Annotated in this window: 22 protein-coding genes; 9 read left to right on the plus strand and 13 right to left on the minus strand. The window is 74.5% G+C overall.

Features of this window, described 5'->3' with window-relative positions; genetic code table 11:
• Nucleotides 1-117: 117 nt before the first annotated feature.
• Nucleotides 118-1,635 carry an MDR family MFS transporter gene (locus K4S16_RS17140; protein WP_149259932.1) on the plus strand — a complete coding sequence of 506 codons (1,518 nt, stop codon included), beginning with the start codon at nt 118-120 and terminating at the stop codon, nt 1,633-1,635.
• Nucleotides 1,636-1,707: 72 nt separating this feature from the next.
• Here K4S16_RS17140 and K4S16_RS17145 read toward each other — a convergent pair whose 3' ends face one another.
• From K4S16_RS17145 to K4S16_RS17155, 3 genes are all read right to left on the minus strand, one after another.
• Complete coding sequence (locus tag K4S16_RS17145) at nt 1,708-2,685, minus strand: DUF523 and DUF1722 domain-containing protein (RefSeq protein WP_149259933.1); 978 nt, start codon at nt 2,683-2,685, stop codon at nt 1,708-1,710.
• Entirely contained in the window at nt 2,682-3,194 is a 513-nt protein-coding gene (locus tag K4S16_RS17150; RefSeq protein ID WP_149259934.1) for an RNA polymerase sigma factor, read from the minus strand. Before K4S16_RS17150 ends, K4S16_RS17145 begins: the two co-directional genes overlap by 4 nt.
• 114 nt (nt 3,195-3,308) lie before the next feature.
• The gene (locus K4S16_RS17155; protein ID WP_149259935.1) at nt 3,309-4,241 is read right to left on the minus strand and encodes a MerR family transcriptional regulator; all 933 of its coding nucleotides are present in this window, start codon (nt 4,239-4,241) and stop codon (nt 3,309-3,311) included.
• Between the two features lie 201 nt (nt 4,242-4,442).
• Between K4S16_RS17155 and K4S16_RS17160 the strand changes: the two genes are divergently transcribed.
• From K4S16_RS17160 to K4S16_RS17185, 6 genes are all read left to right on the plus strand, one after another.
• Complete coding sequence (locus tag K4S16_RS17160; protein WP_149259936.1) at nt 4,443-4,973, plus strand: TspO/MBR family protein; 531 nt, start codon at nt 4,443-4,445, stop codon at nt 4,971-4,973.
• A complete protein-coding gene (locus K4S16_RS17165) occupies nt 4,973-6,271 on the plus strand; it encodes a deoxyribodipyrimidine photo-lyase (protein ID WP_149259937.1) in 1,299 nt (432 codons plus the stop codon). Before K4S16_RS17160 ends, K4S16_RS17165 begins: the two co-directional genes overlap by 1 nt.
• A gap of 53 nt (nt 6,272-6,324) precedes the next feature.
• Nucleotides 6,325-7,848, plus strand: coding sequence for an SDR family oxidoreductase (locus tag K4S16_RS17170; protein ID WP_200841925.1), 1,524 nt, complete (start codon nt 6,325-6,327; stop codon nt 7,846-7,848).
• A 104-nt stretch (nt 7,849-7,952) separates the two neighbouring features.
• The gene (locus K4S16_RS17175) at nt 7,953-9,428 is read left to right on the plus strand and encodes an NAD(P)/FAD-dependent oxidoreductase (protein WP_149259939.1); all 1,476 of its coding nucleotides are present in this window, start codon (nt 7,953-7,955) and stop codon (nt 9,426-9,428) included.
• Nucleotides 9,425-10,330 (plus strand): phytoene/squalene synthase family protein, encoded by a 906-nt coding sequence (locus tag K4S16_RS17180; protein WP_149259940.1) that lies wholly within the window; start codon nt 9,425-9,427, stop codon nt 10,328-10,330. Before K4S16_RS17175 ends, K4S16_RS17180 begins: the two co-directional genes overlap by 4 nt.
• Nucleotide 10,331: 1 nt before the next feature.
• Nucleotides 10,332-11,372: a phosphate acyltransferase gene (locus K4S16_RS17185; RefSeq protein WP_149259941.1), complete on the plus strand. Its 1,041-nt coding sequence runs from the start codon at nt 10,332-10,334 to the stop codon at nt 11,370-11,372.
• Here the strand turns inward: K4S16_RS17185 and K4S16_RS17190 are convergent.
• Nucleotides 11,345-12,094, minus strand: coding sequence for a spheroidene monooxygenase (locus tag K4S16_RS17190; protein ID WP_235036861.1), 750 nt, complete (start codon nt 12,092-12,094; stop codon nt 11,345-11,347). The two genes, K4S16_RS17185 and K4S16_RS17190, sit on opposite strands and share 28 nt — an antisense overlap.
• On the opposite strand from K4S16_RS17190, the gene K4S16_RS17195 reads away from it, so the two are divergent.
• Nucleotides 12,069-12,662 (plus strand): glycerol-3-phosphate acyltransferase, encoded by a 594-nt coding sequence (locus K4S16_RS17195; protein WP_149259942.1) that lies wholly within the window; start codon nt 12,069-12,071, stop codon nt 12,660-12,662. The genes K4S16_RS17190 and K4S16_RS17195 overlap by 26 nt on opposite strands.
• On the opposite strand, the gene K4S16_RS17200 is transcribed toward K4S16_RS17195, so the two are convergent.
• The 5 genes from K4S16_RS17200 to wrbA form a co-directional block, all read right to left on the minus strand.
• Nucleotides 12,613-13,806 (minus strand): glycosyltransferase family 2 protein, encoded by a 1,194-nt coding sequence (locus K4S16_RS17200; protein ID WP_149259943.1) that lies wholly within the window; start codon nt 13,804-13,806, stop codon nt 12,613-12,615. The two genes, K4S16_RS17195 and K4S16_RS17200, sit on opposite strands and share 50 nt — an antisense overlap.
• A complete protein-coding gene (locus tag K4S16_RS17205) occupies nt 13,806-15,260 on the minus strand; it encodes an NAD(P)/FAD-dependent oxidoreductase (protein ID WP_235036862.1) in 1,455 nt (484 codons plus the stop codon). The genes K4S16_RS17200 and K4S16_RS17205 overlap by 1 nt, the downstream gene beginning before the upstream one ends.
• Nucleotides 15,248-16,078, minus strand: a complete 831-nt coding sequence (locus K4S16_RS17210) for a carotenoid biosynthesis protein (protein WP_235036863.1) — start codon at nt 16,076-16,078, stop codon at nt 15,248-15,250. The genes K4S16_RS17205 and K4S16_RS17210 overlap by 13 nt, the downstream gene beginning before the upstream one ends.
• Before the next feature lie 72 nt (nt 16,079-16,150).
• On the minus strand, nt 16,151-17,590 hold the full coding sequence (locus tag K4S16_RS17215) for an MFS transporter (RefSeq protein ID WP_235036864.1): 1,440 nt from the start codon (nt 17,588-17,590) through the stop codon (nt 16,151-16,153).
• An 84-nt stretch (nt 17,591-17,674) separates the two neighbouring features.
• A complete protein-coding gene (wrbA, locus tag K4S16_RS17220) occupies nt 17,675-18,304 on the minus strand; it encodes an NAD(P)H:quinone oxidoreductase (RefSeq protein WP_149259944.1) in 630 nt (209 codons plus the stop codon).
• 77 nt (nt 18,305-18,381) lie between these two features.
• On the opposite strand from wrbA, the gene K4S16_RS17225 reads away from it, so the two are divergent.
• The gene (locus tag K4S16_RS17225; RefSeq protein WP_149259945.1) at nt 18,382-18,849 is read left to right on the plus strand and encodes a MarR family winged helix-turn-helix transcriptional regulator; all 468 of its coding nucleotides are present in this window, start codon (nt 18,382-18,384) and stop codon (nt 18,847-18,849) included.
• Nucleotides 18,850-18,921: 72 nt separating this feature from the next.
• Here K4S16_RS17225 and K4S16_RS17230 read toward each other — a convergent pair whose 3' ends face one another.
• The 4 genes from K4S16_RS17230 to K4S16_RS17245 all read right to left on the minus strand — a co-directional run bounded on the left by K4S16_RS17230 (nt 18,922) and on the right by K4S16_RS17245 (nt 24,437).
• Nucleotides 18,922-20,499 carry a carbohydrate-binding protein gene (locus K4S16_RS17230; RefSeq protein WP_149259946.1) on the minus strand — a complete coding sequence of 526 codons (1,578 nt, stop codon included), beginning with the start codon at nt 20,497-20,499 and terminating at the stop codon, nt 18,922-18,924.
• 77 nt (nt 20,500-20,576) lie between these two features.
• Nucleotides 20,577-21,701, minus strand: a complete 1,125-nt coding sequence (locus K4S16_RS17235) for an acetylesterase (RefSeq protein ID WP_149259947.1) — start codon at nt 21,699-21,701, stop codon at nt 20,577-20,579.
• Between the two features lie 104 nt (nt 21,702-21,805).
• Nucleotides 21,806-23,089, minus strand: coding sequence for a Gfo/Idh/MocA family protein (locus tag K4S16_RS17240; RefSeq protein WP_149259948.1), 1,284 nt, complete (start codon nt 23,087-23,089; stop codon nt 21,806-21,808).
• Between the two features lie 91 nt (nt 23,090-23,180).
• Nucleotides 23,181-24,437, minus strand: coding sequence for an ABC transporter substrate-binding protein (locus K4S16_RS17245; RefSeq protein ID WP_149259949.1), 1,257 nt, complete (start codon nt 24,435-24,437; stop codon nt 23,181-23,183).
• Between the last annotated feature and the right edge of the window lie 67 nt (nt 24,438-24,504).

Consider the following 24,504-nt stretch of genomic DNA (forward strand, 5'->3'; position numbering starts at 1 on the left):
GAGGACGGCCAGGCGCAGACCTCCGCGGATCCGGCCGGTCGTGGCAGGCGGCGGAGGATTCGCAAATATTTTCGAATCGAGCGATGAGTTTCGGTGGCGAGGGGGGTCTATCCCGGTATGACGACAACGCATGAGCAAGCAGGCGACGGGTCGACGGGGGCCGAGGCCGCGGGAGGCGGGCGGACGTCCAGGACGCCCGCGGTGGTGCGGCTGCTGGTGATGGCGACGTTCGTGGTCATCCTGAACGAGACGGTCATGATCAACGCGATCCCGCGGCTGATGGCGGACATGGACGTCACCGAGCAGGCGGCGCAGTGGCTCTCCACGGCGTTCATGCTGACGATGGCCGCGGTGATCCCGGTGACGGGCTGGTTCCTGCAGCGGGTCAGCACCCGCCGCGCCTACGCCACCGCGATGGGCGTCTTCCTCGCCGGCACGGCGCTGGCGGCGGCCGCGCCGGCGTTCGAGGTGCTGCTGCTCGCGCGGATCGTCCAGGCGACCGGCACCGCGGTGATGATGCCGCTGCTGATGACGACGCTGATGACCGTCGTGCCGGAGCGCGACCGCGGCCGCGTGATGGGCGCCGTGACCATGGCGATCTCGGTCGCGCCGGCGATGGGCCCGGCGGTGTCCGGCCTGATCCTGCAGCTCGGCTCGTGGCGGCTGCTGTTCGCGGCGGTGCTGCCGGTCGCGGCCCTGATCACCTGGCGCGGCCTGGCGCGGCTGGAGAACGTCGGGGAGCCGCGGCCGGGGACGATCGACTGGTTCAGCGTCGCGGCCGCCGCCGCCGGGTTCGGCTCGCTGGTGTACGGGCTGAGCAGGTTCGGCCAGGGATCGGCGGCCCTCCCCACGGTGATCGTCGCGGTCGGCGCGGTCACGATCGCGGTCTTCGCGGTCCGGCAGCTCCGGTTGCAGCGGCGCGACGTCCCGCTGATGGACCTGCGGGTCCTGCGGCACCCGGCCTACGCGCTCTCCCTGCTCCTGATGTCGCTCGGGTTCATGGCGATGATGGGCTCGATGATCCTGCTGCCGATCTACCTGCAGAACCTGCGCGGGCTCACGCCGCTGGAGACCGGCCTGCTGATGATGCCCGGCGGGCTCGCGATGGGGCTGCTCGGCCCGGTCGTCGGGCGGCTCTTCGACCGCTTCGGCGGGCGGATGCTGATCATCCCCGGCTCGGCGGGCATCGTGCTCGCCCTGGCCGGGTTCACCCGGATCTCGGAGACGATGCCGTACTGGCAGGTTCTCGGCCTGCACTCGCTGCTCATGGTGTCGCTGGCGGCGGCGTTCACCCCGGTGTTCACCCTCGGCCTCGGGGCGCTCCCGGCCTTCCTGTACTCGCACGGCAGCTCCATGCTGGGCACCCTCCAGCAGGTCGCCGCGGCCTTCGGCACGGCGCTGGTGGTGACCGTGATGGCCGGACGCGCCGAGAGCCGGATCGCGGACGGGGTCTCCGCCGCGCTCGCCCAGCTCGACGGGATGCGTCTGGCGTTCGTCATCAGCGCCGCGCTGTCCCTGGCGATGGTCGGGGTCGCGTTCCTGCTGCCCAAGCGCGTCAAGGCCGCCGGCGAGGCGCCGCTGACGGCCGAGGAGCCGGACGCCGCCGACCGGCTCCTGGAACCCGCCGCCCACTGAACGAGCGGTGCCTGCCCCACGGGCCGACGGCGAGCCTCACGCTCGCCTCGGCCCGTGCGTTCTGTGCCGGCGTCACAGGTAGTGGCGGAGGACCAGGTCGGCGGGGTAGGGGTCCAGGTAGGTCTGCTGGGTCAGGTAGTCGACTCGCTCGCCCATGGCGTGGTGGCGCAGCAGGGCGATGGGGACGCTGAGCGGGGCCTGCCCCCGCCGGTAGGTCTCGATGGCGTCCAGGAGGTCGTGGCGGCGGGTGTCGTCCAAGTGGTCGCTGAGCATCCCGAAGACGTGCTGGAGGGCGTTCATGTGACGGCCCCTTCGGGGGCGGACGGCGAGCGCCGCGCTGAACGCGTGCCGGTACCCGTCCTCCAGTTCCTCGCGCGGACGGCAGCCCGCGTCCGCGACGATCCGTCCGAGCGCCTGGTAGGCGGACGGGTCGTGCGCCAGGATCTGGAGCTTGTGGCGGCTGTGGAACGCGACCAGGTCGCGGGGCCGCCAGTCGGAGGCGAAGAGTTCGCGGAGCCGGGCGTGGGCGTAGATGCGCTCGATGAAGTGCTCGCGCAGGAGCGGGTCGCGGAGCCGGCCGTCCTCCTCCGCGGGCAGGTCCGGGAGCGCCTCGGTGACGAGGTCGGCGAACAGCCCGCGGCCCCGGCGGTCCACGGGCTGGTCGTCGGTGCGCTCGCCGGGCTTGCCGGAGGCGTAGCGGGGCAGGCGGAACAGCCCGCAGGACGGCGAGCGCGATTTGAGCACGTAGCCGTCCAGCTCCTCCAGCTGGGGGATGCGGGTCTCCGCGAGCGCGGTCATCGCGGCGGTGTGGTCGGCCGTCCCGTCCCTGGTGACGACGTGCCCGTCGGTGTGGAGCCGCAGCGTGGGACGCGGCGCCCCGAGGCCGATCTCCATCTCGGGGCAGACCGGGACCCAGTCGACGTGGGGGTCCAGCACGTCGGTGAGGAACCGGTCGCGGCTGTGGCCGGCGTTGTACCGGACCGGCGCGCCCAGCAGGCAGCTCGACACCGCCAGCCTGGGGCGCGGGTAGGGGCCGCCGGAGGCGGTCATAGAAGCTCTCTCATCCGGCGCAGGCCGCGGGCCGTGCGCGCCTTGACGGTGCCCAGCGGGACGGACAGCCGGTCGGCGATCTCGGTCTGGGTCAGCTGCCCGAAGTGGGCCATCACGATCGCCTGCCGCTGCGGCATGGGCAGGACCGCCAGGGCGTCCCGGACGTCGCAGGCGGTCTCCACGGACGGCGAGGCGTCGGGCGTCCGCGCGGCGGGCAGCTCGGCGTGGTCGTCCAGGGGCAGCGTCCTGCGGTAGTGGCGGGCCTCGGCGCGGAGCTGGTCGATGGCGCGCCTGCGGGCGATGGCGAGGACCCAGGGCTCCAGGGCGCGCTCCGGATCGAAGCGGCGGCGCGACCGCCAGACCTCCAGGAAGACCAACTGGACGACGTCGTCCACGGCGTGCCGGGGCACCAGCCGGACGACGTGGCGGCGCACGAGCGGGCCGAGCACGGTGTAGCACTCCGCAAGCGCGCTCTCGTCGCCGCGTGCGAGCCGCTCTCCCAGGTTCATGAGCTGGGCCTTTCCCGGAGGAATCGTTTCAAAACTTGTTCATAGTCGATTCCAGGGGCGATGTCGAGCCACGGAGGGTGAAGGGGGGTGCGGGCACGCGGCTTTCGCGGTGAATCAGGGCGCTGCGGGGCCGTTCAAAATCTCGGTGACGGCTTGGGAAAGACTCGTCACGAACCGGACGGAGTCCGGCAGCCGGTCCTGTCTCCACCCCGGGCCGCCGGCCAGGAGCCGCACCATGGGACGGGTGCCGGGGAGGCCGGCGAGCCAGCCCGGGTCGCCGGTCTCGGCGGTCTGCGACCAGACGAAGACGGCGCCCGGCCCGGTGCGGCGGATCGCGGCGGCGAGGGCGTCCGGGGGCACCCGCGCGCCCAGCAGGCTCGCCGCGACCCCGGCCTGCGCCAGCGCGGCGGCCAGCGCGTAAAGCGGCAGGCTGTGCTGCTCCTCCGGGGCGCAGGCGAGCACGACGGGCCGGACGTTCACCGGTTGCTCGGGCGTCGGCACCTCCGCCAGGCAGCCGAGCACCACCGTGGACAGCAGGTGCTCGACCTCGACGCACTCACCGCCCACCGCGTGCTTGCGGCCGATGCCGGCAAGGACCGGGACCATCAGGCCGTCCCAGGCCCGCACGACCCCGCCCCGCGCGATCGCGGACCTGATGGCCTCGCCCATCGCGGGGACGTCCAGCGACATCGCCGCACGGGCCAGCCCGCGGACCTCGGCCGCGTCCGCTCCGGCGGGCGGCTCCCCGACGGGGACCCGGTTGCCGCCCGCGCCGTGCCCGCGCGGCCGGCGCGGCGCGCCGGGCGGTTCGTTCCGCGCCGCGAGGGCGGCCTCACCCGGCGGGGCGCCCTCCAGGATCAGCCGCTGCATCGCTTCGAGCCGCGCCACGTCCTCGGGCGTGTACCGGCGGTGGCCGCCCGGGCTGCGGCCGCTCGGGCCCATGCCGTACCTGCGGTCCCACGTGCGCAGGGTGGCGGCCGCGAGGCCCAGGCGCCGCGCCACCGCGCCCACGCCCAGCCCCGGCTCCCGGTCCGGCTCCCCACCCATGCTCTTCGGTCTCCCGTGCTGCTCCGACGGCACAGCGTAGACCCCACCGGCCGTGCGGTCCCCCGTGTCGTGCGGTCTCTCTGGTCTTCGCCGGGACCGTCCCTCCCGGTTGCATCCCGAAGGCGCGCTGACCTCAGCGGACGCGGATCGCCGACCACCTGCGGACGTGCGGAAGCCGCCGGAGCGGGAAGGCTCCCGGCCATGGAGCCGACGAACGAGCAGCACCACGTCCGGGCGAGCGACCGGTGGGCGGTCTACGGGGCCACCACCGCGGCGGTGGCGGCGGCCGCGGCGGCCGGGGGCAAGGCGGTCGACGCCGACAGCCGCTGGTACCGGGCGCTGCGGAAGCCGCCGTGGCAGCCGCCCTCCTGGGCCTTCGGGGTCGTGTGGACGCCCCTGTACGCCACCGTCGCATGGGCGGGCGGGCGCGCGCTGCTGCGGACCCGGGGCCGCCGGCGCCGCGCCCTGGCCGCGAGCCTCGGCGTCAACCTGGCGCTGAACGCGGGGTGGAACCACCTGTTCTTCGGCCGCCGCAGCCCGAGCGCGGGGGTCGCGGGCACGCTGCTGCTGGACGCCGGCAACGCCGAACTGATCCGCCGCACGGCCCGCACCGACCGCGTCGCGGCCGCCGCCCTCGTCCCGTACGCGGCGTGGTGCGCGTTCGCCACCGCGTTGAACGGCGACATCGCCTACCGCAACCGCTCGCGCCCGCGGCTCCGAAGACTCAGGTGATGGACACGTCGATCCTGCTGTTCACCCGCGACCTGCGGGTGCGCGACAATCCCGCTCTGGCCGCGGCGTGCGGGGCCGCGCGGGTCGTCCCGCTCTTCGTCTTCGACGACGCGATCCTGGACGGGCCGTTCGCCGTGCCGAACCGCGTCCGGTTCCTCCTCGACAGCCTGGACGACCTGCGCAGATCGCTGGCCGAGCGGGGCGGCGACCTGGTGGTGCGGCGCGGCGACCCGGCCGCGGAGACCGCCCGGCTGGCCCGGGAGACCGGCGCCCGCTCGCTGCACCTCGCCGACGAGCGGTCGGCGTACGCGGAACGGCGCCTCGCCCGCCTCCGCGACCTCGGACTGGACGTGTCGGCGCACCCCGGCATCACGGTCGTCCCGCCCGGCGACCTCACTCCGGCCAGCGGCGACCACTACAAGGTGTTCACCCCGTACTGGCGGGCCTGGGAGGAGGCCCGCTGGCGCCCGGCGGTGGACGCGCCCAAGGAGATCCGGCTGCCCTCCGGTGTGGAGCCGGGCGCGCTGCCTCGGCTCGCCGACCTGGTCTCGGGCGCCCCGTCCCCCGACCTCGCGCCCGGCGGGGAGGGCAAGGGGCGCGAGCGCATGAAGGCGTGGCTGCGCGAGGACGCGGCGGAGTACGACCGGGTCCGCGACGACCTCGCCGCCGACCGCACGTCCCGGCTCAGCCCGTACCTGAAGTTCGGCTGCGTCTCGCCGCGGGAGCTGGCCGGGTCTGCGCCGGACGCCTTCCGGCGCCAGCTGGCCTGGCGGGACTTCCACCACCAGGTCGCCGCCGCCTTCCCCGACCTCCCGCGCCGCGACTACCGGCCGCGCGGCCGGAACTGGAAGGACGACGAGGACGCCTTCGCCGCGTGGCGCGACGGCACGACCGGCATCCCGATCGTGGACGCCGGGATGCGCCAGCTCCGCCGCGAGGGGTTCATGCACAACCGCGCCCGGCTCGTCACCGCCTCCTTCCTGACCCGCGACCTCGGCATCGACTGGCGGCTCGGCCTGGCCCACTTCAACGAGTGGCTCGCCGACGGCGACGTCGCCGACAACGCGGGGAACTGGCAGTGGGTCGCCGGGACCGGGAACAGCACCCGGCCCGACCAGGTGATGAACCCGTTCCGGCAGGCGACGCGGTTCGACCCGCGCGGCGACTACGTCCGCAGGCACGTCCCCGAGCTGGCCGGCCTCGAAGGGGCCCGCGTCCACCGCCCCTGGGCACTGGACGAGGACCGGAGGCGGGCCCTCGGCTACCCGCCGCCCATCCTCGCCCCCGACGACCGATGACCCCCGCGGCGGGCGGCGACAGCCGTCCCGCGGACGACCGAACGAGGAGACGCATGGACACCGGTGAACGCACGGAGACCGGCGAGGGGCGCCTGTGCCTCGTCACGGGAGCCACCGGCTATATCGGAGGCCGCCTGGTGCCGGAACTCCTGGACGCGGGCCACCGGGTGCGGTGCATGGCGCGCTCGGCCCGGCGGCTGCGCGACTACCCGTGGGCGGACCGGGTCGAGATCGCGGAGGCCGACGCGACCGATCCCGAGTCGACCCGGCGGGCCCTGGAGGGCGTGGACGTCGCCTACTACCTGATCCACGCGATCGGCGGCAACGGCGGCTTCGCGGAGACAGACCGCCTGGCCGCCCGAACGTTCTCGGACGCGGCGCGGGAGGCGGGGGTCGGGCGGGTGGTCTACCTCGGCGGGATGGAGCCGGAGGGGGAGCTGTCGCCGCACCTGCGGTCCCGCGCCGAGGTCGCCCGGATCCTGCTGGACGGCGGGGTGCCGACCGCGTGGCTGCGCGCCGCGGTGATCATCGGTGCGGGCTCGGCGTCGTTCGAGATGCTGCGCTACCTGACCGAGCGGCTGCCGGTGATGGTGACGCCGCGCTGGGTGCGCACCCGCATCCAGCCGATCGCAATCCACGACGTCCTGTACTACCTGGTGGCGTGCGCGGACCTGCCCCCGGACGTGAACCGGGGGTTCGACATCGGCGGCCCGGACGTGCTCACCTACGTCGACATGATCCGCGGGTACGCGCGTGTGGCGGGGCTGAAGCCGCGGATCATCCTGCCGGTCCCGGTGCTGAGCCCGAGCCTGTCGAGCCACTGGGTGGGCGCCATCACCCCCGTCCCGGGCGCCCTGGCGCGACCGCTGGTCGAGTCGCTGCGGAACGAGGTGGTGTGCAGGGAGAACGACATCGCCGAGTACATACCGCCGCCCCCGGACGGGCCGATCGGGTTCGAGCGCTCGGTGGAGCGGGCGCTGCGCCGCGTCCGGCAGGCGGACGTCGCCACCCGCTGGTCGTCGGCGAGCACTCCCGGCGCGCCCAGCGACCCGCTGCCCACGGACCCGGACTGGGCCGGCGGCAGCCTCTACACCGACGAGCAGGTCCGCTGGACGGACGCGTCGGCGGAGCGGCTGTGGGAGGTGGTCGAGGGGATCGGCGGGGACCGCGGCTGGTACTCCTTCCCCGTCGCGTGGCAGGCCCGGGGCGTCCTGGACCGGCTGGTGGGCGGGGTCGGGCTGCGGCGCGGCCGCCGCGACCCGCGCCGGCTGCGGATCGGGGAGACGGTGGACTTCTGGCGTGTGGAGGAGATCGAGCGGGGGCGGCTGCTGCGCCTCCGGGCCGAGATGCGGCTGCCGGGGCTGGCCTGGCTGGAGTTCCGGGTGGGGCAGGAGGGCTCCCGGACGTCCCTCACGCAGCGGGCCCTCTTCCATCCCCGTGGACTCGCGGGGCACGCGTACTGGTGGGCGTTCCGCCCGTTCCACGACCGGATCTTCGGGGGGATGTGCACGGGCATCGTCCGCGCGGCCGAGCGCGGCCGGGCCCCGAAGCCCCGCCCTGCCGTGCGGGCCCGCTGAAGCCGTTCCGGGCACCGCGCGCAGGGTGATGCAACCGAGCGGCCGCCACGTCCCGAAGAACTGTGCAGACCTGAAGAACTGCCCAGAACTCATACGGGACGGCGATGGAGAAAACAGTGCGGGGCCCGGTCGTCGTGATCGGGGCGGGCCTCGGCGGGCTGTCCGCCGCGGTCCACCTGGCGGCGCGGGGCCGCGAGGTGGTGCTGGTCGAGGCCAGGGACGTGCCGGGCGGGTGCTGCGGGACGGCGCGCGCGGCCGGGTACCGGTTCGACACCGGTCCCTCGGTGCTGACCATGCCGGAGGTGCTCGCCGAGACGTTCGGGGCGGCGGGCGCGGATCTGGAGAGCGTCCTGCCGCTGCGGCGCCTGGACCCCTTCTACCGGCTGGCGTTCCATGACGGGTCCCGGCTGGACGTGGTGGGCGGTGCCGAGCGGATGGCCGCCAACGTCCGGGAGCTGTGCGGGCCGGCCGAGGCGGCGCGGTACCTGCGGTTCCGGCGGCGCCTCGGGGAGATGTTCGAGGCGGAGTGGTCGTCGTTCATCGACGCGGACATGACCCGGCTGCGCGGCATGGCACGCCCCTACGCGCTGCTCAAGCTGGCAGCCGCGGGCGGTTTCCGGCGCCTTGACCGCTTCGTCGCGAGCCAGCTCACGGACGAGCGGCTCGTCCGGGCGCACACCTTCCAGGCGCTGTACGTGGGGCTGCCTCCGCACAAGGCGCTGGCGATCTACGCGGTCGTCGCGCACATGGACACCGTCGGCGGCGTCTACTTCCCGGCGCGCGGCGGCATGCACGCCGTGCCGCACGCGCTCGCGACCGTCGCGGAGAAGGCCGGGGCGTCGATCCACTACGGCGTCCGCGCCGAGCGGGTCGAGACCGGCGCGGACGGGGTGACGGGAGTCCGGCTGGACACCGGCGAGCGGCTCCCGGCGAGCAGCGTCGTCGTCGCCTGCGACCTGCCGCGGGCGCACGCCGGGCTGCTGCCCGAGGCGGCCGGCGACTGGCGGCTGCGCAGGCCGCGGTACTCGCCGTCCTGCCTGGTCATGCATTTCGGGCTGGACCGGCGGCTGCCCGGCCAGGCCCACCACACCCTGCACTTCGGCCGCGAGTGGGGCACCGTGTTCTCCGCCCTGGCGGCCGGCCGGCCGCAGCCCGACCCGAGCCTGCTCGTGACCTGCCCCGAGTCCGACGACACCGCGGCGCCCGCCGGGCACTCGACGCTGAGCGTCCTGGAGCCCGCGCCCAACACGGCGGGCGGAGCCGACTGGGACCGCCTGGCCCCGCAGCTCGAAGAGCGCCTGCTGCGCCGCCTGGCCGCCCTCGGGTACGGCGACCTGTCGGCGGTGCCCAGGGAGACCTTCGACCCACCGGCGTGGGCGCGCCTCGGCCACTCGGCGGGCACGCCCTTCGCGCTCGACCACCGCTTCCGGCAGACGGCGTGGTTCCGCCCGTCGGGCCGGAGCCGCCGTGTCCCGGGACTGCACTTCGCCGGGATGTACACCGCGCCCGGCGTGGGGGTCCCGCCGGCGCTGATCTCCGGGCGGCTGGCCGCCGCCCGGATCCTGGAGGGCGCCCGATGACGCTGACCGCGAGCTACGAGCACTGCCGCCGCCTCAACGCCCGGCACGGGCGCTCCTTCTACCTGGCGACGCTGCTGCTCCCCGCGTGGAAACGCAGGCACGTCCACGCCCTGTACGGCTTCGCCCGCCACGTGGACGACATCGTCGACGAGTACAAGGGCACCGGCGAGGAGGGGCGGGCCGCGGCGCTGGACCAGGTCAAGGAGCGTCTTGACGCCGCGCTGGCCGGCGAGTCGGTCCGGGACCCGGTGCTGCCCGCGTTCGTGCACACCGTGCGGTCCTTCGACGTCGAGCGCGCGGACGTCGACGCGTTCCTGGAGTCGATGCGCGCCGACCTGACCGTCACCCGGTACGCGACCTACGACGACCTGCTGGCCTACATGGAGGGCTCGGCCGCCGCCATCGGCCTGATGATGCTGCCGGTCCTGGAGACCCTGCCCGGCGCCGGGCGGTCCGCGCGCGAGCCCGCCCGGGAGCTGGGCCGCGCGTTCCAGCTGACCAACTTCATCCGCGACGTGGCCGAGGACCTGGACCGCGGCCGCGTCTACCTCCCGATGAACGACCTGAAGAGGTTCGGCGTGACCGAGGACGACCTGGCCTCCGGCACGTGCACCCCCGGCGTCCGCGAGCTGGTCGCCTTCGAGGCCGACCGGGCGCGGGAGCACTACGTCCGCGCGCTGGAGGGCGTGAAGCTGCTGGTGCCGTCCTCGCGTCCGTGCATCCGCGCCGCGCACGAGCTGTACGGCGGCATCCTGGACGAGATCGCCGCGGCGGGCCACGACGTGCTGGCCGCGCGGGCGCGCGTCCCCCGCCGCCGCCGCGCCGTGATCTACGCCCGGCACCTGGTGGCGGCGTCGGCCGCGGGCCGGGCCGAGCGGCGCGTCCCCGCCGGGATGGTCTGACATGGGGGAATCGGGCGGGCAGGCCGGACGGGCCGCACCGTCTCGGCGGGTCGTGCTGGACGCGATGGGCGGCGACCACGGGCCCGCCGAGACGGTGCCGGGCGCGCTGGCGGCACGCCGCGAGCACGGGGTGCCCGTCCTCCTCGTAGGCCGGGCCGACGAGATCGACGAGGAGCTGCGGCGGCACGGTGGCGCCGGCGAGGTGGAGGTGCAGCACGCCGACGACGTGATCCCCATGGCGGACCGGGGGTCGAGCGCCGCCTTCCAGTCGAAGTCGAGCCTGATGGTGGGCTGCGAGCTGGCCCGGCGAGAGGGGGCGGCGTTCGTGTCGGCCGGGTCCACCGGCGCGGTGGTGTCCTGCGCGGTCCGCGCCTTCGGGCGGCGCGAGGGCGTGCTGCGCCCGGCGCTCGCCGTGGCCCTGCCGACCATGTCGGGCTTCACCGTCCTGGTCGACGCGGGCGGAACCGCCGACCCCACGGCGGAGATGGTGGCCCAGTTCGCGGTGCTCGGCACCGAGTACGCACGGGGCGTCCTGGGCGTCTCCGATCCGTCGGTGGGCCTGCTGTCCATCGGGGCGGAGCCCGGCAAGGGAAACCGGCTCGTCCGGGACGCGGCACTGCTGCTGCCGGAGATGCCGGTGCGCTTCCACGGCAACGTCGAGGGGCACGACGTGCTCGCCGGCACCGTGGACGTCGTCGCGACGGACGGGTTCACCGGGAACGTCGTGCTGAAGAACATCGAGGGGTGCGTCCGCACGACCCTCGGCCTCGTCGCCCGCGCCGGGGCCGCCGGCCCCGGGCCGCTGGAGGAGGTCGCGCGGCTGTACGCGGCCGACACCCACGGGGGCGCCGCGCTGCTCGGCCTGACCGGGACGGTCGTCGTCGCGCACGGTTCGTCGGGCGCGGCGGCCGTCGCGCGCGCCTGCGTGGTGGCGCGGGACCTGGCGGCGCTCTCCCGGAAAGCGCCCTCTTTCGCCAGGTCGGATGCGGCTGGGGCGCCTGCCGTCGGGGGCGGTCAGCGGGCGCCGGGGGCGGTGCCGTGAGCGGCCTCGTCCCGGCCCACGGGGCGCAGCGGGTCGCGGCCGTCCCACGCGCCCTGGCTCCCGAACGGGACGAAACGGGCGAAGAGCTCCTCGCTGTACCAGCCTTCGCGGCGGACCCGCTCGATCACCGCGCGGTGGGCGCCCCCTTGGTAGGCGTAGCGGCGGACGGAGGCCTCGTCCTCCCACAGCGAGAACGTCGCCTGCCGGGCGAGCGGCCACTCCCCGATCCCTACCGCGTCGAGGCAGCCGTCCTGCCTGCGGAGCAGCCGGTCCACGTCCGGGACGGAGCGGTAGAACGCCACCAGCCGTCCCGGACGGATCGACGCCCTGGTCAGCACGGCCACCGGCCCACGCGGTGGAGGCGGGGCCGCCGCCCCGGCGAGGGGGTCGGCTCCTCCCCAGCCGCCGTGGGACGCCAGCGGCGCGAGCCGCACGTGCCAGGACTCATCGGCCTCCTCCCGCCAGCGCGCCGCGATCGGCGAGCCCGCGAGGAAGCGCTCCAGCGCCGGTTCGCCGTCCCACACCGCGAACAGGGCCCAGCGGCGCAGGTCGGCGCCGAGGCCCGTGGACCGGCCCCGCCCCGTCCCCAGCAGCCGCCAGAACCGCAGGCCGCCGGTGCCGCGCAGGACCGGACGGTCGAACGCCATGTGCCGCATGGCGTCCAGTCCCGGATACCTGATGAGGTGGAACGAGGCGATGATTCCCGTGCTCGTGGCGGTCATCGGCGGCTACCTGCTCGGCTCGGTGCCGGTCGCGGTGCTCGTCGGGCGGGCCCACGGACTCGATCCGCGCGACGCCGGCGACCGCAACCCCGGCTTCTGGAACGTCAAGGAGCAGCTCGGGCGGCGGGCCGCCGTGCCCGTCTTCGCGGGCGACATGCTCAAGGGGACGGCGGCCGGGCTCGTCGGCCTGCTGGTCAGCGGGGCCGAGACGGGCCGGTTCGGCTCGGTGGCCGGGGCGAGCGTCCTGCCGGTGTACGCGGCGGTCGGCGCGGCGATGATCGGCCACGCCTGGCCGGTGTTCGCCGGCCGCCGGGGCGGACGCTCGATCCTCACCTTCGCGGGCGGGTTCGCGGTGATCTGCCCGGCGGCGTTCGCGCTCGGCCTCGTCCTGCTCTTCGCGGGGACCTTCGCCTTCTCGTTCGCGTGGGGCTCCCGCCTGGCGGTGTTCTCGCTGCCGGTGCTGCAACTGTTCTTCGCGCCGGTCGAGCAGGTCGCCGGGACGGGGGCGCTCATATGCCTCATCGGGCTGCGCTTCGGACAGGCGGCGCTGACCGGCCGGCGGGCCTGACCGCCGCCGGGCCGCGTCCGCGGCCGTGGTCCGGGCCGTAGGCCCTTCCGTAGGCTCTGCCGCGCCAGGAACGCGCCGGCAGCAGCGCCGACCAGGTGAGCCGGACGGCGGTCGCGACGTCCAGCAGCGGGGACGCGGCGAGACCGGGGCCCGGCTGCACGTAGCTGTCGCGCAGCGCCGCCACGAGCAGCAGCCGCTGCGCCAGCAGACCGAGGTCGAGCGGAGTGGGCCGTCCGGCCGCGAGCCGCAGGACGGGAAGCGCGGCGGTCAGCCAGACCACGGCCAGGTCGCCCGCCAGCCGTCCCGCCGGGGTCACGTCCCGCAGCGCGATGGACCGGCCCCACTCGCGCCACACGCTCGCGGCGGAGGTGTGCATGTCCACCTCCAGGAGGGGGCCGGCGTCCACGAACGCGACCCGCCACCCGTCGCGGGCGAGCAGCCGCCCGAGCGCCACGTCGTCGGTGAGATGGTGCCTGACGCGTGCGAACCCGTCGGCCTCGGCCATCCGCGCCTTGCGGAACGCCATGCACTGGCCGTTGACGAGCAGCCGCTCCACGGCGGCCTCCCGCCGGACGGGGCCTCTCGGGCCGATCGGGCTGCTCGGCCCGATCGGTCCGAAGCGGTAGACGAGCGTGGCCAGCAGCGAGGCGTGCAGCGCCTGCTCCAGAGCGCCGCCGCAGATGAACCGGGGTCCCGCGCTCACCAGGTCGTGGGAGCCCAGGAGCGCCGCCAGCTCCGCGCAGAGGCCCTCCTTGGGACGCGTGTCGGCGTCCAGCAGGACCACGATCGGGCCCTTCGCGGCCTGCACGCCCTGGTGCAGCGCCCACTGCTTGCCGACCCACCCGTCCGGCAGCGGCGCGCCGGTGACGACGGTGGCGCCGAGCCGCTCGGCCAGCCGCGCGGTGCCGTCGCGGGACTCGTCGTCCACGACGATGACCTCGCCCACCGCCGGATCGGAGAGCAGCGGCGCCAGGCACTCCCCGATGCGGGACTCCTCGTCGCGGGCGGGGACGACCACCGAGACCCGCTCCGGCGGCGGTCCGGACAGGCCCGGCCGCAGCGGCGCGGGACGGCGGCGCCCCCGGGCGAGCCGCGCGGCGACGACCGCGGCGGCGGCCGCCTGCAGCACGGTGAGCGGCCGCATCACGTTTCCGCCCGTTCCCGGGACGCGCCGCCGAAGTCCTCGTCGACGAGGGAGGCGACGATCCGCCCGCCCATCGCGACGAGCGGGAGGCCGCCGCCCGGATGCGCCGACCCGCCCACCAGGTAGAGCCCGCGCCGCGGCCCGCGGTTGCCCGGCCTGCGGAACGGCGCGAAACGTCCCTGGTAGGCGGTGCCGTAGATGGCCCCGCCCCAGGCGCCGTACCGGTCGCGCAGGTCGGCGGGCGTGAACATCTCCACGAACCGGAGCCGCCCGGACAGGTCGTGCCCGCGCTTCGCCAGCCGCTCCAGCACCAGGTCCCGGTAGGACTCGCGGGACATCGGCCACCGGCCGGGATCGCGGGCCGGGACGTTCACCAGCATCACCCAGTTCTCCGCCCCGTCCGGGGCCTGCGTCGGGTCGTCCACCGCCGAGCAGCCGATGTAGACGGTCGGGTCCTCCGGCGGCACCCTCCGCCGGAAGATGTCGTCGAACTCCCGCCGGTAGTCCGCCGAGAACACGACGGAATGGTGCGGGAGCCCCTCCGTCCGTCCCTCGACTCCCGCGAGCAGGAGCAGCGCCGACGACGAAAGGCCGAGCCCGGCGAGCCTGCGCAGCCGGCGCCGGTCGGGCAGCAGCCAGCCGTACAGCGCGGCGGCGTCGGCGTTGACGACCACGGCGTCCGCCCGCACCCGCTCCCCCGACGCCAGGACCACGCCCGAGACCGCCGAACGGTCGGCGGTCACCTCCGCCACCTCGGTTCCCGTGCGCACCTCGACGCCCGCCCCGGTCAGGAGCCGGGCGAGGGCGTCGGCGATCCGCGGCAGGCCGCCCGCCACGTACCAGCCGCCGTCCCCGTGCTCGATGGCCGGGACGCAGCCGAGGGCGGCCGGCGCCCGGTACGGGCTCGACCCCGCGTAGGTCGCGTACCGGTCGACGTACTGGCGGAGCCGCGGGTCGTCGAAGAAGCGCCGCGCCAGCCCGTCCAGCGTCCGGCCCGGCGCGACCGCGAACAGGTCGCCGAGCCGGGGCCGTTCGGGGGGCCGGCCCAGCGGACCGGCGAAGAACGTCCGCCGCGAGGCCGCGAGGCACTCCTCCGCCCATCCGTAGAAGGACCGCCAGGCCGCTCCCTGCCCAGGGCTGAGGCTCTCGACCTCCTTCTCCATGAGGCCGGGGCTGCGGAACGCGCGCAGGCGCGACCCGTCGGCGAAGTGGTAGCGGCACAGCTCGTCCAGCTCGACCAGCGGGACGTCCGCCCCGAGTTCCCGGAACAGGTGGGGCATGGTCAGCAGCGACGGACCGAGCGAGAACGCGAACCCGTCCCGCTCGTACTCCGCCAGCTTCCCGCCGAGCCGGGGCAGCCTCTCGTAGAGGCGGACGCCGTGGCCGCCGCGCGCCAGCCGCAGCGCGGCGACCATCCCGCCGACCCCGCCGCCGACCACGATCACTTCCGCCATGCGCGCCTCCACGCCGGGACGGCGAACGCCCCCATCGCCACCCCGCCCGCCACCGCGACGAGCGGGTCCTGGGGCTCGAACACCGCCGCGAACGCCAGCGTCTCCATCGCCGCCATCACCGTGTAGAGCGTGACGAGGCCCGGAGACGGGCCGGACTCCCTGGACGGGCCCGGTACCCGGTACCGGCCGGGGGCGTGGAACGGGACGGCGGTGTCCTCCCGTCCGACGATCAGGTCGATCACCAGCATGACCAGCAGGGACACCGCCAGCCATCCGGCGAAGTTGCTGAGCGGCACGCCCCGGTACGGGCCGCCGTCCGCCCACGTCCACAGGCCGAGCCGGAGCATCTGCGGGTCCAGGAACAGGTCCCAGGCCGTCAGCGCCGCGGCCCCCGCCGCCCACCGCACGAACCCGTGCTCCGGCGCTATCGCGGACGCGACGGCGTGCGCGGCCAACCCCATGCCGCCCCACGCCAAGGCCACGATGACGGGGACGCCGCCCGCCTGCGGCCGCAGCACCGACGTGTAGGAGTACTGCCCGAACGGCAGGCCCGTGCGGATTCCCACCCATTCGGCCGCGTACCCGATGGCCACCGCGGCGGCGAACGCCCCCGCCGCGCGGACGGGGCCGTGCCGGGCGGCGAGGAACGCCACCGCGCTCGCCGCCAGCAGCACCACGACCACGCCGGTCAGCCGGATCGGCTCAGGTCTCAGCCCGGACGCGACCTGGGCCACCACCATCGCGCCCAGCAGCCCGGCGCCGAGCAGTCCGAGAGGGCTCGACGCGGGGACGTCCCAGGCGAGCCGCTTTCTGCGCACAAATCCCACACGACCACTTCGGAGGGAGGCGGCCCAGCGGATGCATCGGCGCCGGGCTTTCGCGGCGCGCCGTCACGCGGCGGCTCGGCGGCGCGGCAGCAGCAGGCCGACCGCCGCGATCAGCAGGCCCAGCCCGGCCGCCATGAGGAAGACCCGGTCGTAGCCGGCGGCGAGGGCCTCGACCGCGGCCGGCCCGCCGGGCGCCGCCGCCGTCCGGGCGGTGGCGGCCGTCGCGAGGACCGCGAGCCCCACCGCGCCGCCCGCCTGGGCCGCGGTGTTGGCCACGCCGCCGATGATCCCGGCGTCGCCCGCCGGGACACCGGCGGTCGTCACCGCCATGAGGGTGGGGAACGTCAGCCCGATGCCGACCGCGACGAGCAGCGTCGGCCCGAGCAGGGCGGTGAGGTAGGCGCTTGCGGCGTCCGCCTGGGAGAGCCAGCCGAACCCGGCCAGGAAGCAGCCGCAGCCCGCCAGTATCAGGAGGCGCGCGCCGGTGCGCGGCAGCAGCCCGGCGGCGATGCGCGCGACCACCAGGAACGTCACTGCCGCGGGCGTCTGCCCGAGCCCGGCCCGGAGCGCGCCGTAGTCGAGGACGTTCTGCAGGAACAGCGACGTGAAGTACCACATCGCGGGCGCGATCCCACCGAAGAGCAGCAGCATGCCGCTGCCCACGGCCACTCCCCTGATCCTGAACAGCCGCAGCGGCATCAGCGGCCGGGCAGCGAAGCGTCCCTCCACCACGAGGAAGGCGGCGATGAGGAGCAGGCCCGCCGCGACCGGCCCGGCGACCCGCGCGGACGTCCAGCCGTGGTCGGTGCTCTGCATGACCCCGTAGATGAGCGCGGCCAGCCCCGCCGTCCCGGTGACGGCGCCGGTGAGGTCGAGCGGCTCCCGCCGGCCGGCCCGGGCGCCGGCCAGCGCCGTCATGGCCACCACGATCAGCACCGCGCCGATCGGCACGTTGATCAGGAAGACCCAGCGCCAGGACAGGCCCGTCGTGAGGGCGCCGCCCGCGACCGCGCCCGCCATCCCGCCCACGCCGCCGGCGGCGGACCACGCGCCGAACGCCTTCGCGCGCGCACGCTCCCCGGGGAAGCCGGTGCTGATCACGGCGAGCGTCGCCGGGGCCAGCATGGCGGCCCCCACGCCCTGGACGACGCGGGCCGCGACCAGGAGTTGCGGCGCGTGCGCCAGGCCGCCGACCAGGCTGGAAGCCGAGAACAGGAACATCCCGGCGGCCAGCGTCCGGCGGTGGCCGAACAGGTCGGCGGCGCGTCCGCCCAGCAGCATCAGGCCGGCGAAGGTGAGCAGGTACCCGTTCACCACCCAGGCGAGGCCCGCGGCCGAGAAGCCGAGGTCGCGGTCGATCGAGGGCAGGGCGACGTTGACGATGGACGCGTCCAGAATCACCATGAACTGGCAGGCGCAGACCAGCCCCAGCACCATCCAGGCGGGACCGGTCCTCACCTCCCCGGGTTCGCGGACCAGAGTCTTCTCAATCGGTTCGGACAACACAAGCGCCTCCTAGGGACGAGTGGGCACAGCCGGTGCGGCGATCGGGCCTGCCGGTACGCGCCCGCACCGGCAGGGGGCGATTCACGGGTGACCCACCCGCTCACGGCTGCCCGCGAGTAGGCGGAGGGTGGTCTCGGCCAGGCGGCGGCCCTGGTAGCGGGCCGCGTCGAGGACCGCCGTGTCGGGGCCGTCGCCGGACGGGCCGGTCACGGACGAGGCGCCGTAGGGGTTGCCTCCGGCGGCGTAGACGGCAGGGTCGGTGTAGCCGGGCGGCACGATCAGCGCGCCCCAGTGGTAGAAGACGTTCGCCAGCGAGATGAGCGTGGCCTCGTTCCCGCCGTGCCGGTTGAACGCCGAGGTGAAGGCCGTCACCGGCTTGTCGGCGAGCACGCCCTCCCGCCAGAGTCCGGCTGTCTGGTCGATGAACTGCTTGAGCTGCGCGGCGGGCGCGCCGAAGCGGGTCGGCGTGCCGAACGCGTACGCGTCGGCCCAGGCCAGGTCCTCGACCGCGGCCTCGGGGATCGAGGCGGTGGCGTCCCGGTGCCGCCGCCACTGCGGGTTCTCGTCGATCGTGGCCTCGGGGGCCAGCTCGGCGACCCGCCGCAGCCGCACCTCGGCCCCGGTCGAGGCGGCGCCCTCGGCGACGGCCTCGGCGAGCGCGTGCACGGCGCCCGTCGAGCTGTAGTAGATGACGGCGACCTTCACGGACATGTCGGCTCCTCGACGTCGCGCTAGAATTAGTTATCCGCATAATGTTATGCGCATAACTATCTCGTCAAGGAGGGGCCGTGGACTTCGACCGCGCCGACGCGATCAACCAGGCCATCCGCCTGCTGAGCCTGCGCCACCGGGCCCGGGCCGCGGCGCTGCTCACCCCGCTCGGCCTGCATCCCGGCCAGGAGACGCTGCTGCTCGAACTCGCCCGGACCGGCCCGAGGATCCAGGCCCAGCTCAGCGAGGCGCTCGGCTGCGAGCCGCCCAGCGTCACGCTCATGGCCCGCAAGCTGGAGGCGTCCGGCCACATCCGCCGCAGGGCCGCGCCGTCCGACAAGCGCGCCAGCATCGTGGAGCTCACCGACTCCGGGGCGGCCCTGGCCGAGCGGGTCAAGGAGCTGTGGTGCGACCTGGCGGAGGAGACGGTGGCCGGCCTGCCCGAGCAGACCGTGGCGGATCTGCCCGGCGTCCTCGGCACCCTGACCGCCAACGTCGACACCCGCCGCGCCCGCCACGACGACCCCGGCCCCGCGCGACGATGACACCGGGTGGCGCGCGATGACCCCGGCCTTCCCCCGGCGCCGGGCTGGGGGAAGGCCGGGATCAGGGAGCCGTCAGGACTTGAGGGCCCTGCCTCCGAAAGTCACGACGAGGCGGCCGTCCGAGGCGAAGGACCAACCGAGGGCGCCGGCGTAGGAGGAGCACCGAGAGCCGTTCGCGCCGGTCCAGAACTGGTTGGAGCCGTCGGCGTCGCCGACGACCTTGTCGTTCGATCCGTCGACGCCGAACCGGCACGAGGTGTCGTTCCGGAACACCGAGGTGCCCGCGTCGAACGAGAAGTTGCGCTCGGCGTTGTCGATGCTCGCGTTGTCCGACACCGTCATCGGGCCGGGGTTCCGGTTGTAGGTGAACCCGTGGTGGCCGTTGCGGTAGGCGATGTTGCGCCGGACGACGTGCTTGACCGAGATGTCCTCGCCGCCGAGCTTGTAGCCGTTGCGGTCGCCGTTCCCGGCCTGGCCGCCGTTGGAGAGCGTGCCGTTGCCGTAGGAGAGGGAGTCCTCGATGGTCACCGGGCCGATGGCGCCGGTCGCGCTCTTGGTGTAGAGGTCCCAGCCGTCGTCGATGTTGTTGTGGGAGACGTCGTAGCGGAAGACGTTGCCGGAGCCGACGGTGAGCTTCGCGGCGAAGCCGTCGGCGTCCTCCCCGTCGGAGTCGGCGTTGTCGTGCGACTCCGCGCTCAGCACGAGGTTGCCCGACGGCCACTGGTCGCGCGGGGTGTCGGAGGCGATCCGGGAGATCTGGAGCCCGGTGTCGCGGTTGTAGCGGGTCACCGTGCGCTCGATGACATTGCCGCTGCCGCCCACGAAGATCCCGTTGTCGCCCGCGTGCTCGACGACGACGCCGCGGACGTGCCAGTACGACCCGTTCACGGCGAGGCCGCGGTTGGCGGGGTCCTCGCTCATGGCGGCGAAGTTCAGGACCGGCGTCTCACCGGGATAGGCGAACAGCTCCGAGCGGTCGCCCTGCGTGCCGTTGCGGCCCTGCGGGATGGTGACCGTCTGCGAGTAGCGGTAGGTCCCGCCGCGCAGGTAGATCGTCCCGCCGGGGGTGATGCGCCCGATCGCCGACGTGAGCGTCGTCGGGTCCGACTGGGTCCCGGACGCGCCGTCGCTGCCGTTCGGGGCCACGTACAGCGTGTCGCCGCCGGTGGGGGGCGGGGTGTCGCCGGTCTCGGCGTCGACGTAGTCGATGTTGGGCAGTCCCTCGGCGCCGGTGGGGGTGAACCGGACGGTGTTGGCGCCGGCGTTCAGCGCCACCGTGATCGTCTTCGTGGCCCAGGCGTCCCACGAGCCCGTGCTCTCGAACGACGCCGACGGGACGGCGGAACCGTTCACCGCGACGTCAGCGGGCCGCGCGCTGGAGGTGCCGTTGGCGAAGCGGACCCGCAGCGTCGCGCTGCCGGCCGCCGACGCGTTCACCGTTAACTGCGCGTAGGCGCCGGCCTTGTTCGTGCCGTTGCAGAACCCGCTGCCGGAGTAGCCGCTGTGGTTGGAGTCGATGGTGCCGGTGCACACCGCCGGCGAGGTCTCGGCCTCGTAGCGGGTGGTGGCGGCGTGCGCGGCGGTGCCGGGCAGGGCGACGAGCGCGCCGGCCAGCAGGCCGCCGCAGGTGATGAGGGGTCTCAGCTGCATCGTCGTTCTCCAATCGGGTGGTTTGTGCCAGAGGTGGTCACTGGCACGGCGAGTGGTGCGAGGACTGTGGGCGGCATCTACGGGAACGCTTCGCCTGCGACCACGCCGGCGAGCCAGTCGAAGGCCGCGTCCTGCATGGCGCGGTCGAAGCGGTGCGGGGCGTCGAAGAAGGCACCCGTGTAGCGGGCGGGCGCGTCCCGGTAGGCGTCGGTGATCTGCCTGTGTGCCCGGCGCATGCCCCGGGCGGGGAAGAGCGGGTCCGCGGCGGCGTAGAGGACCATCAGCGGAGCCGGGGCGCGCGAAGCCACCACGCCCGGCCAGTCCGCCAGCCGGGTCAGGCCCGGCGGGAACATCATCCAGGAGTGGGCCCCCACGTGCTCCTCGCGGAGGTCGCGGAAGGAGCACACGGCCGCCGCCACGGCCACCGCGCCGATCCCCGGATCGAGCGCGCCCAGGACGGCGGCCCGCACCCCGCCGCCCGAAAGCCCGATCACGGCCACAGACCCGGCGTCCGAAGCAGAGCCGACGTCCGATTCGGAAGCGATGCCCGAGCCGGAGACGGCGGCCGAATCGGAGACGGCGGCCGAGGCAGATGTTGTGTTCGAGAGGGGGGCGATGTCGGGGCGGGAGCGCAGGTACGCGGCGGCCGCGAGGTCCTCGGAGGCGAGGACGCCCGTGAACGAGGTGCCCAGCAGGGTGCAGGCCTTCGCCAGGACGTGCTCGTGGTCGCGGGCGGCGCGGTCGTAGCGTTCGGGCTCGCTCGCGTCCGGTCCCATGCCCTCCACCGGCGGCAGATCGGCCGGCGGGAACCGGCGGCTGCCCCACGCGAAGACGTCGTGGGCGAGCACGGCGAAGCCCCGGCGGGCCAGCTCGCCCGCGTAGGCGCGGCCGCCGTAGAGCCGGTCGCGCAGACGGGCGACCTCCGGCGGCGGCGGCTCCGGACCGTCCGCGATCTTGTCCTTGCCCGCCCACTTCATGCCCGCGTGGCAGTGCATCGCGAGGACTCCGGGCAGCGGGCCGGGGACGCCGTGCGGACGCAGCAGGTATGCGCGGGTGCGGGGCCCGAAGCCGACCGTCCAGGAGAGCTCCTCCCCGTCCAGCCCGTCGCGGGTCCAGCGCCGCTCGACCCGGACGTCACGGGCCCGCAGGTCGAGGACGCCCAGCGCGTCCCCGAGCCGTTCGCGCAGGCCGGGCCCCGGCACCGGGAACAACCCGCGCTGCCGTGAGGCGACGCCCGCCAAGCCCGCGAACCCCGCTGGACCGGCGGGGTCTGCTTGGGCCGGGGGGTTTGGTGGGCGGGGGCGCATCAGTCGGCCCGACGGGTGCCGCTCGCGGTGAGTGGGACGGGGGCGCCGGTCGTCGCGGACTCGTCGGCGGACACGCCGATCATCACGCTCGCGACGCCCGCGCGGTATCCGGCCTGGCGGGCGAGCGGGTCCCGCGACGGTCCGCGGAACACGTCGTCCAGCAGCAGGGCGTCGCCGCCGCCGTGCGCGCCCGCGCCCTTCTCGATGGCGATCTCCTCCGGCTCCCGCCAGTGCCGGTGCAGCACGAGCCGCTCGGACGCGCCCGCGGCGTGCTCCTTGCCGGACGCGGTCGGGTCGATCGCCGCGTGCGGCGGCGTCCAGGCGCGCTCGACGACGTCCAGTTCCAGCCGTCCGGCGGTGCCGTTGACGACCGCGCGGTAGCCCTCGGCGGGCGCGTGCGCGTTGAGGGAGTAGGTGAGCAGCGCGCCGCCCTCGTAGCGGACGAGGACCGCCATGTTGTCGTCGATCGTGACGCCTTCGCCGAAGACGTCCTGGTCTCGCAGGTAGCCGTCCTCGTGCTCGGCGTCGAGGTAGAGGCGCTTGAGCCGCGGGTCGGCGGACAGGTCCAGCAGGAACGGGTCGGTGCCGAGCCGAGCCGCGCCGCGGGCCCGGGCGGGCCGGTCGGCGAGGCCGCGGGCGCGGGCGTTCGCGGCGCCGTAGAAGCGCAGGGACGTCTGCGCGTAGACGGAGGCGGCGGCGTCGGCGATCCACCAGTTGACCAGGTCGAAGTGGTGGGTGGACTTGTGCACCAGCAGCCCGCCCGAGTTCGCCTTGTCGCGGTGCCAGCGGCGGAAGTAGTCGGCGCCGTGGACGGTGTCGAGCGCCCAGTCGAAGTGCACCGAGGTGACGTCGCCGATCGCGCCGTCCGCGATGAGTCGGCGGACGGCGCTGTTGCGCGGCGAGTACCGGTAGTTGAAGGTGACGACGAGCCTGCCCGGAGCGCGCTCGGCCGCCTCGACGATCGCGGCGCAGTCCTCGGCGGTGGTGCACAGCGGCTTCTCCACGACGACGTCCTTGCCGGCGTCGAGGGCCGCGACCACGTAGCGGGCGTGGGCGGCGTCGACGGTCGCGACCACGACGGCGTCGGCGAGGTCGAGCATCGCGCCGAACTCCTCGGGGGCGAAGCACGGCACCTCGCGGCCGATCCGGTCGAGGTAGTAGCGCAGGCGCGTCCGGTTGGGGTCGCAGAGCGCGGTGATCTCACCGGTGTCGCTCCACTCGCCGAGCAGCGCGTCGACGTACATCTGCGCCCGGTGGCCGAGCCCGACGAAGGCGTATCGCATGCGGGGAACTCCAGAGAGGGAATGGCGCCGGGGGGATGGCGCCGTGCGGCCCGGCCGTCCTCGGGCCGCACGGCTCGTCACGGGGCGGACGTCAGGAAAGCGCGTTGTCGGCCTCGGTGAGGAAGGTCTTGGCCGCCGCGTCCGGCTGCGCCTTGCCGAACAGCACCGAGTCGGTGGCGCGCTTGAGGATGTCCTCCATCTCCATCGCGCCCTTCGGCGGGACGACCACCGGGCTGAGGTCGCCCTTGATCGATTCCATGAAGGCCAGCACCTTCTGGTCCGCCGGGGTGAGCTTGCCCTTGATCGCCGTGATGACCTTGGCGTTGGTGGGCAGGCCCCGGTCGCTGAGCAGGATCCCGCCGGCCTCCGGGTCGTTGACCAGGAAGTCGACGAACTTGCGGGCGTTCTCGGACTTCTCGGTCCGGGACGAGATCGTGTAGTACATCGCCGGCTGGAGGAACATGCCCGAGGCGGAGGCGCCCGGCGCCTTCGGCATGCGCAGCAGGTCGAGCTCCTGCCCGGAGCCCTTGGTCAGCGCGTCGAGCTGGTTGCTCCACCAGCTGCCGAACACGCTGGTGTTGGACCCGAGCAGCGCCAGGTCGACCTTGGTGCCCGTCTCCAGCATCTTGCTCGCGGACGGGCCGGCCTTCGTGTCGATGATCTTCTTCAGCAGGGCCCACCAGTCCTTGACGGTCTGCTCCGACAGGGCCACCTTGCCGTCGCCGTAGAACTGCTCGCCGCGCTGCGCGGCGAAGATCTGCAGGAACGCCGGGTTCTCGTTGTACTCGGTGCCCCAGACCTTGCCGCCGCTCTTCTCGGTGATCCTCTGGGACGTCGCGATGTAGTCGTCCCAGGTCCAGGTCTTGTCGTCCGGCATCCTCTGGCCGTACTTCTCCAGGGCCGCCCTGTTGACGATCAACGGGAAGGCGTTGACCCCGGTGGGGATCGCGTACTGCTTGCCGTCGACCTGGCCGGCCTTGAGGACGCTCTGGTCCAGATCGGCGGTGTTCACCTTGCCGGTCAGGTCGGCGAGGGTGCCGCGGCCCGCGTACTCGGCCAGGCCGCGGATCTCGATCGACATGACGTCCGGGGCGTCCCCGGCGGCGGTCTTGGTGGCCAGCTTCTCGTAGTAGCTGTCCCAGTCGGAGAAGTCGCCCTCGACGTCGATCCCCGGGTTCTTCGCCTCGAACCTGGCGATGGCCGCCTCGGTCAGCTTCTGCCGGGAGTCGCTGCCCCAGTAGGAGAAGACGATTTTGTTCTTGCCGCCGGAATCGCCGTCACCGCTGCCGCACGCGGTGGCCGACACCGCGAGCAGGGTGAGGGCGGTGGCCGCCAGGATGCGCTTCATCAGTCGTGTACCTCCGGGGACGGGGGTGGGGAGGGACGGGGGGCCGGTTCGGGAGGGCGGGAGGCCG

Source organism: Actinomadura sp. K4S16 (assembly GCF_008327685.1).
In the GTDB taxonomy this organism is placed as follows: Bacteria; Actinomycetota; Actinomycetes; order Streptosporangiales; family Streptosporangiaceae; genus Spirillospora.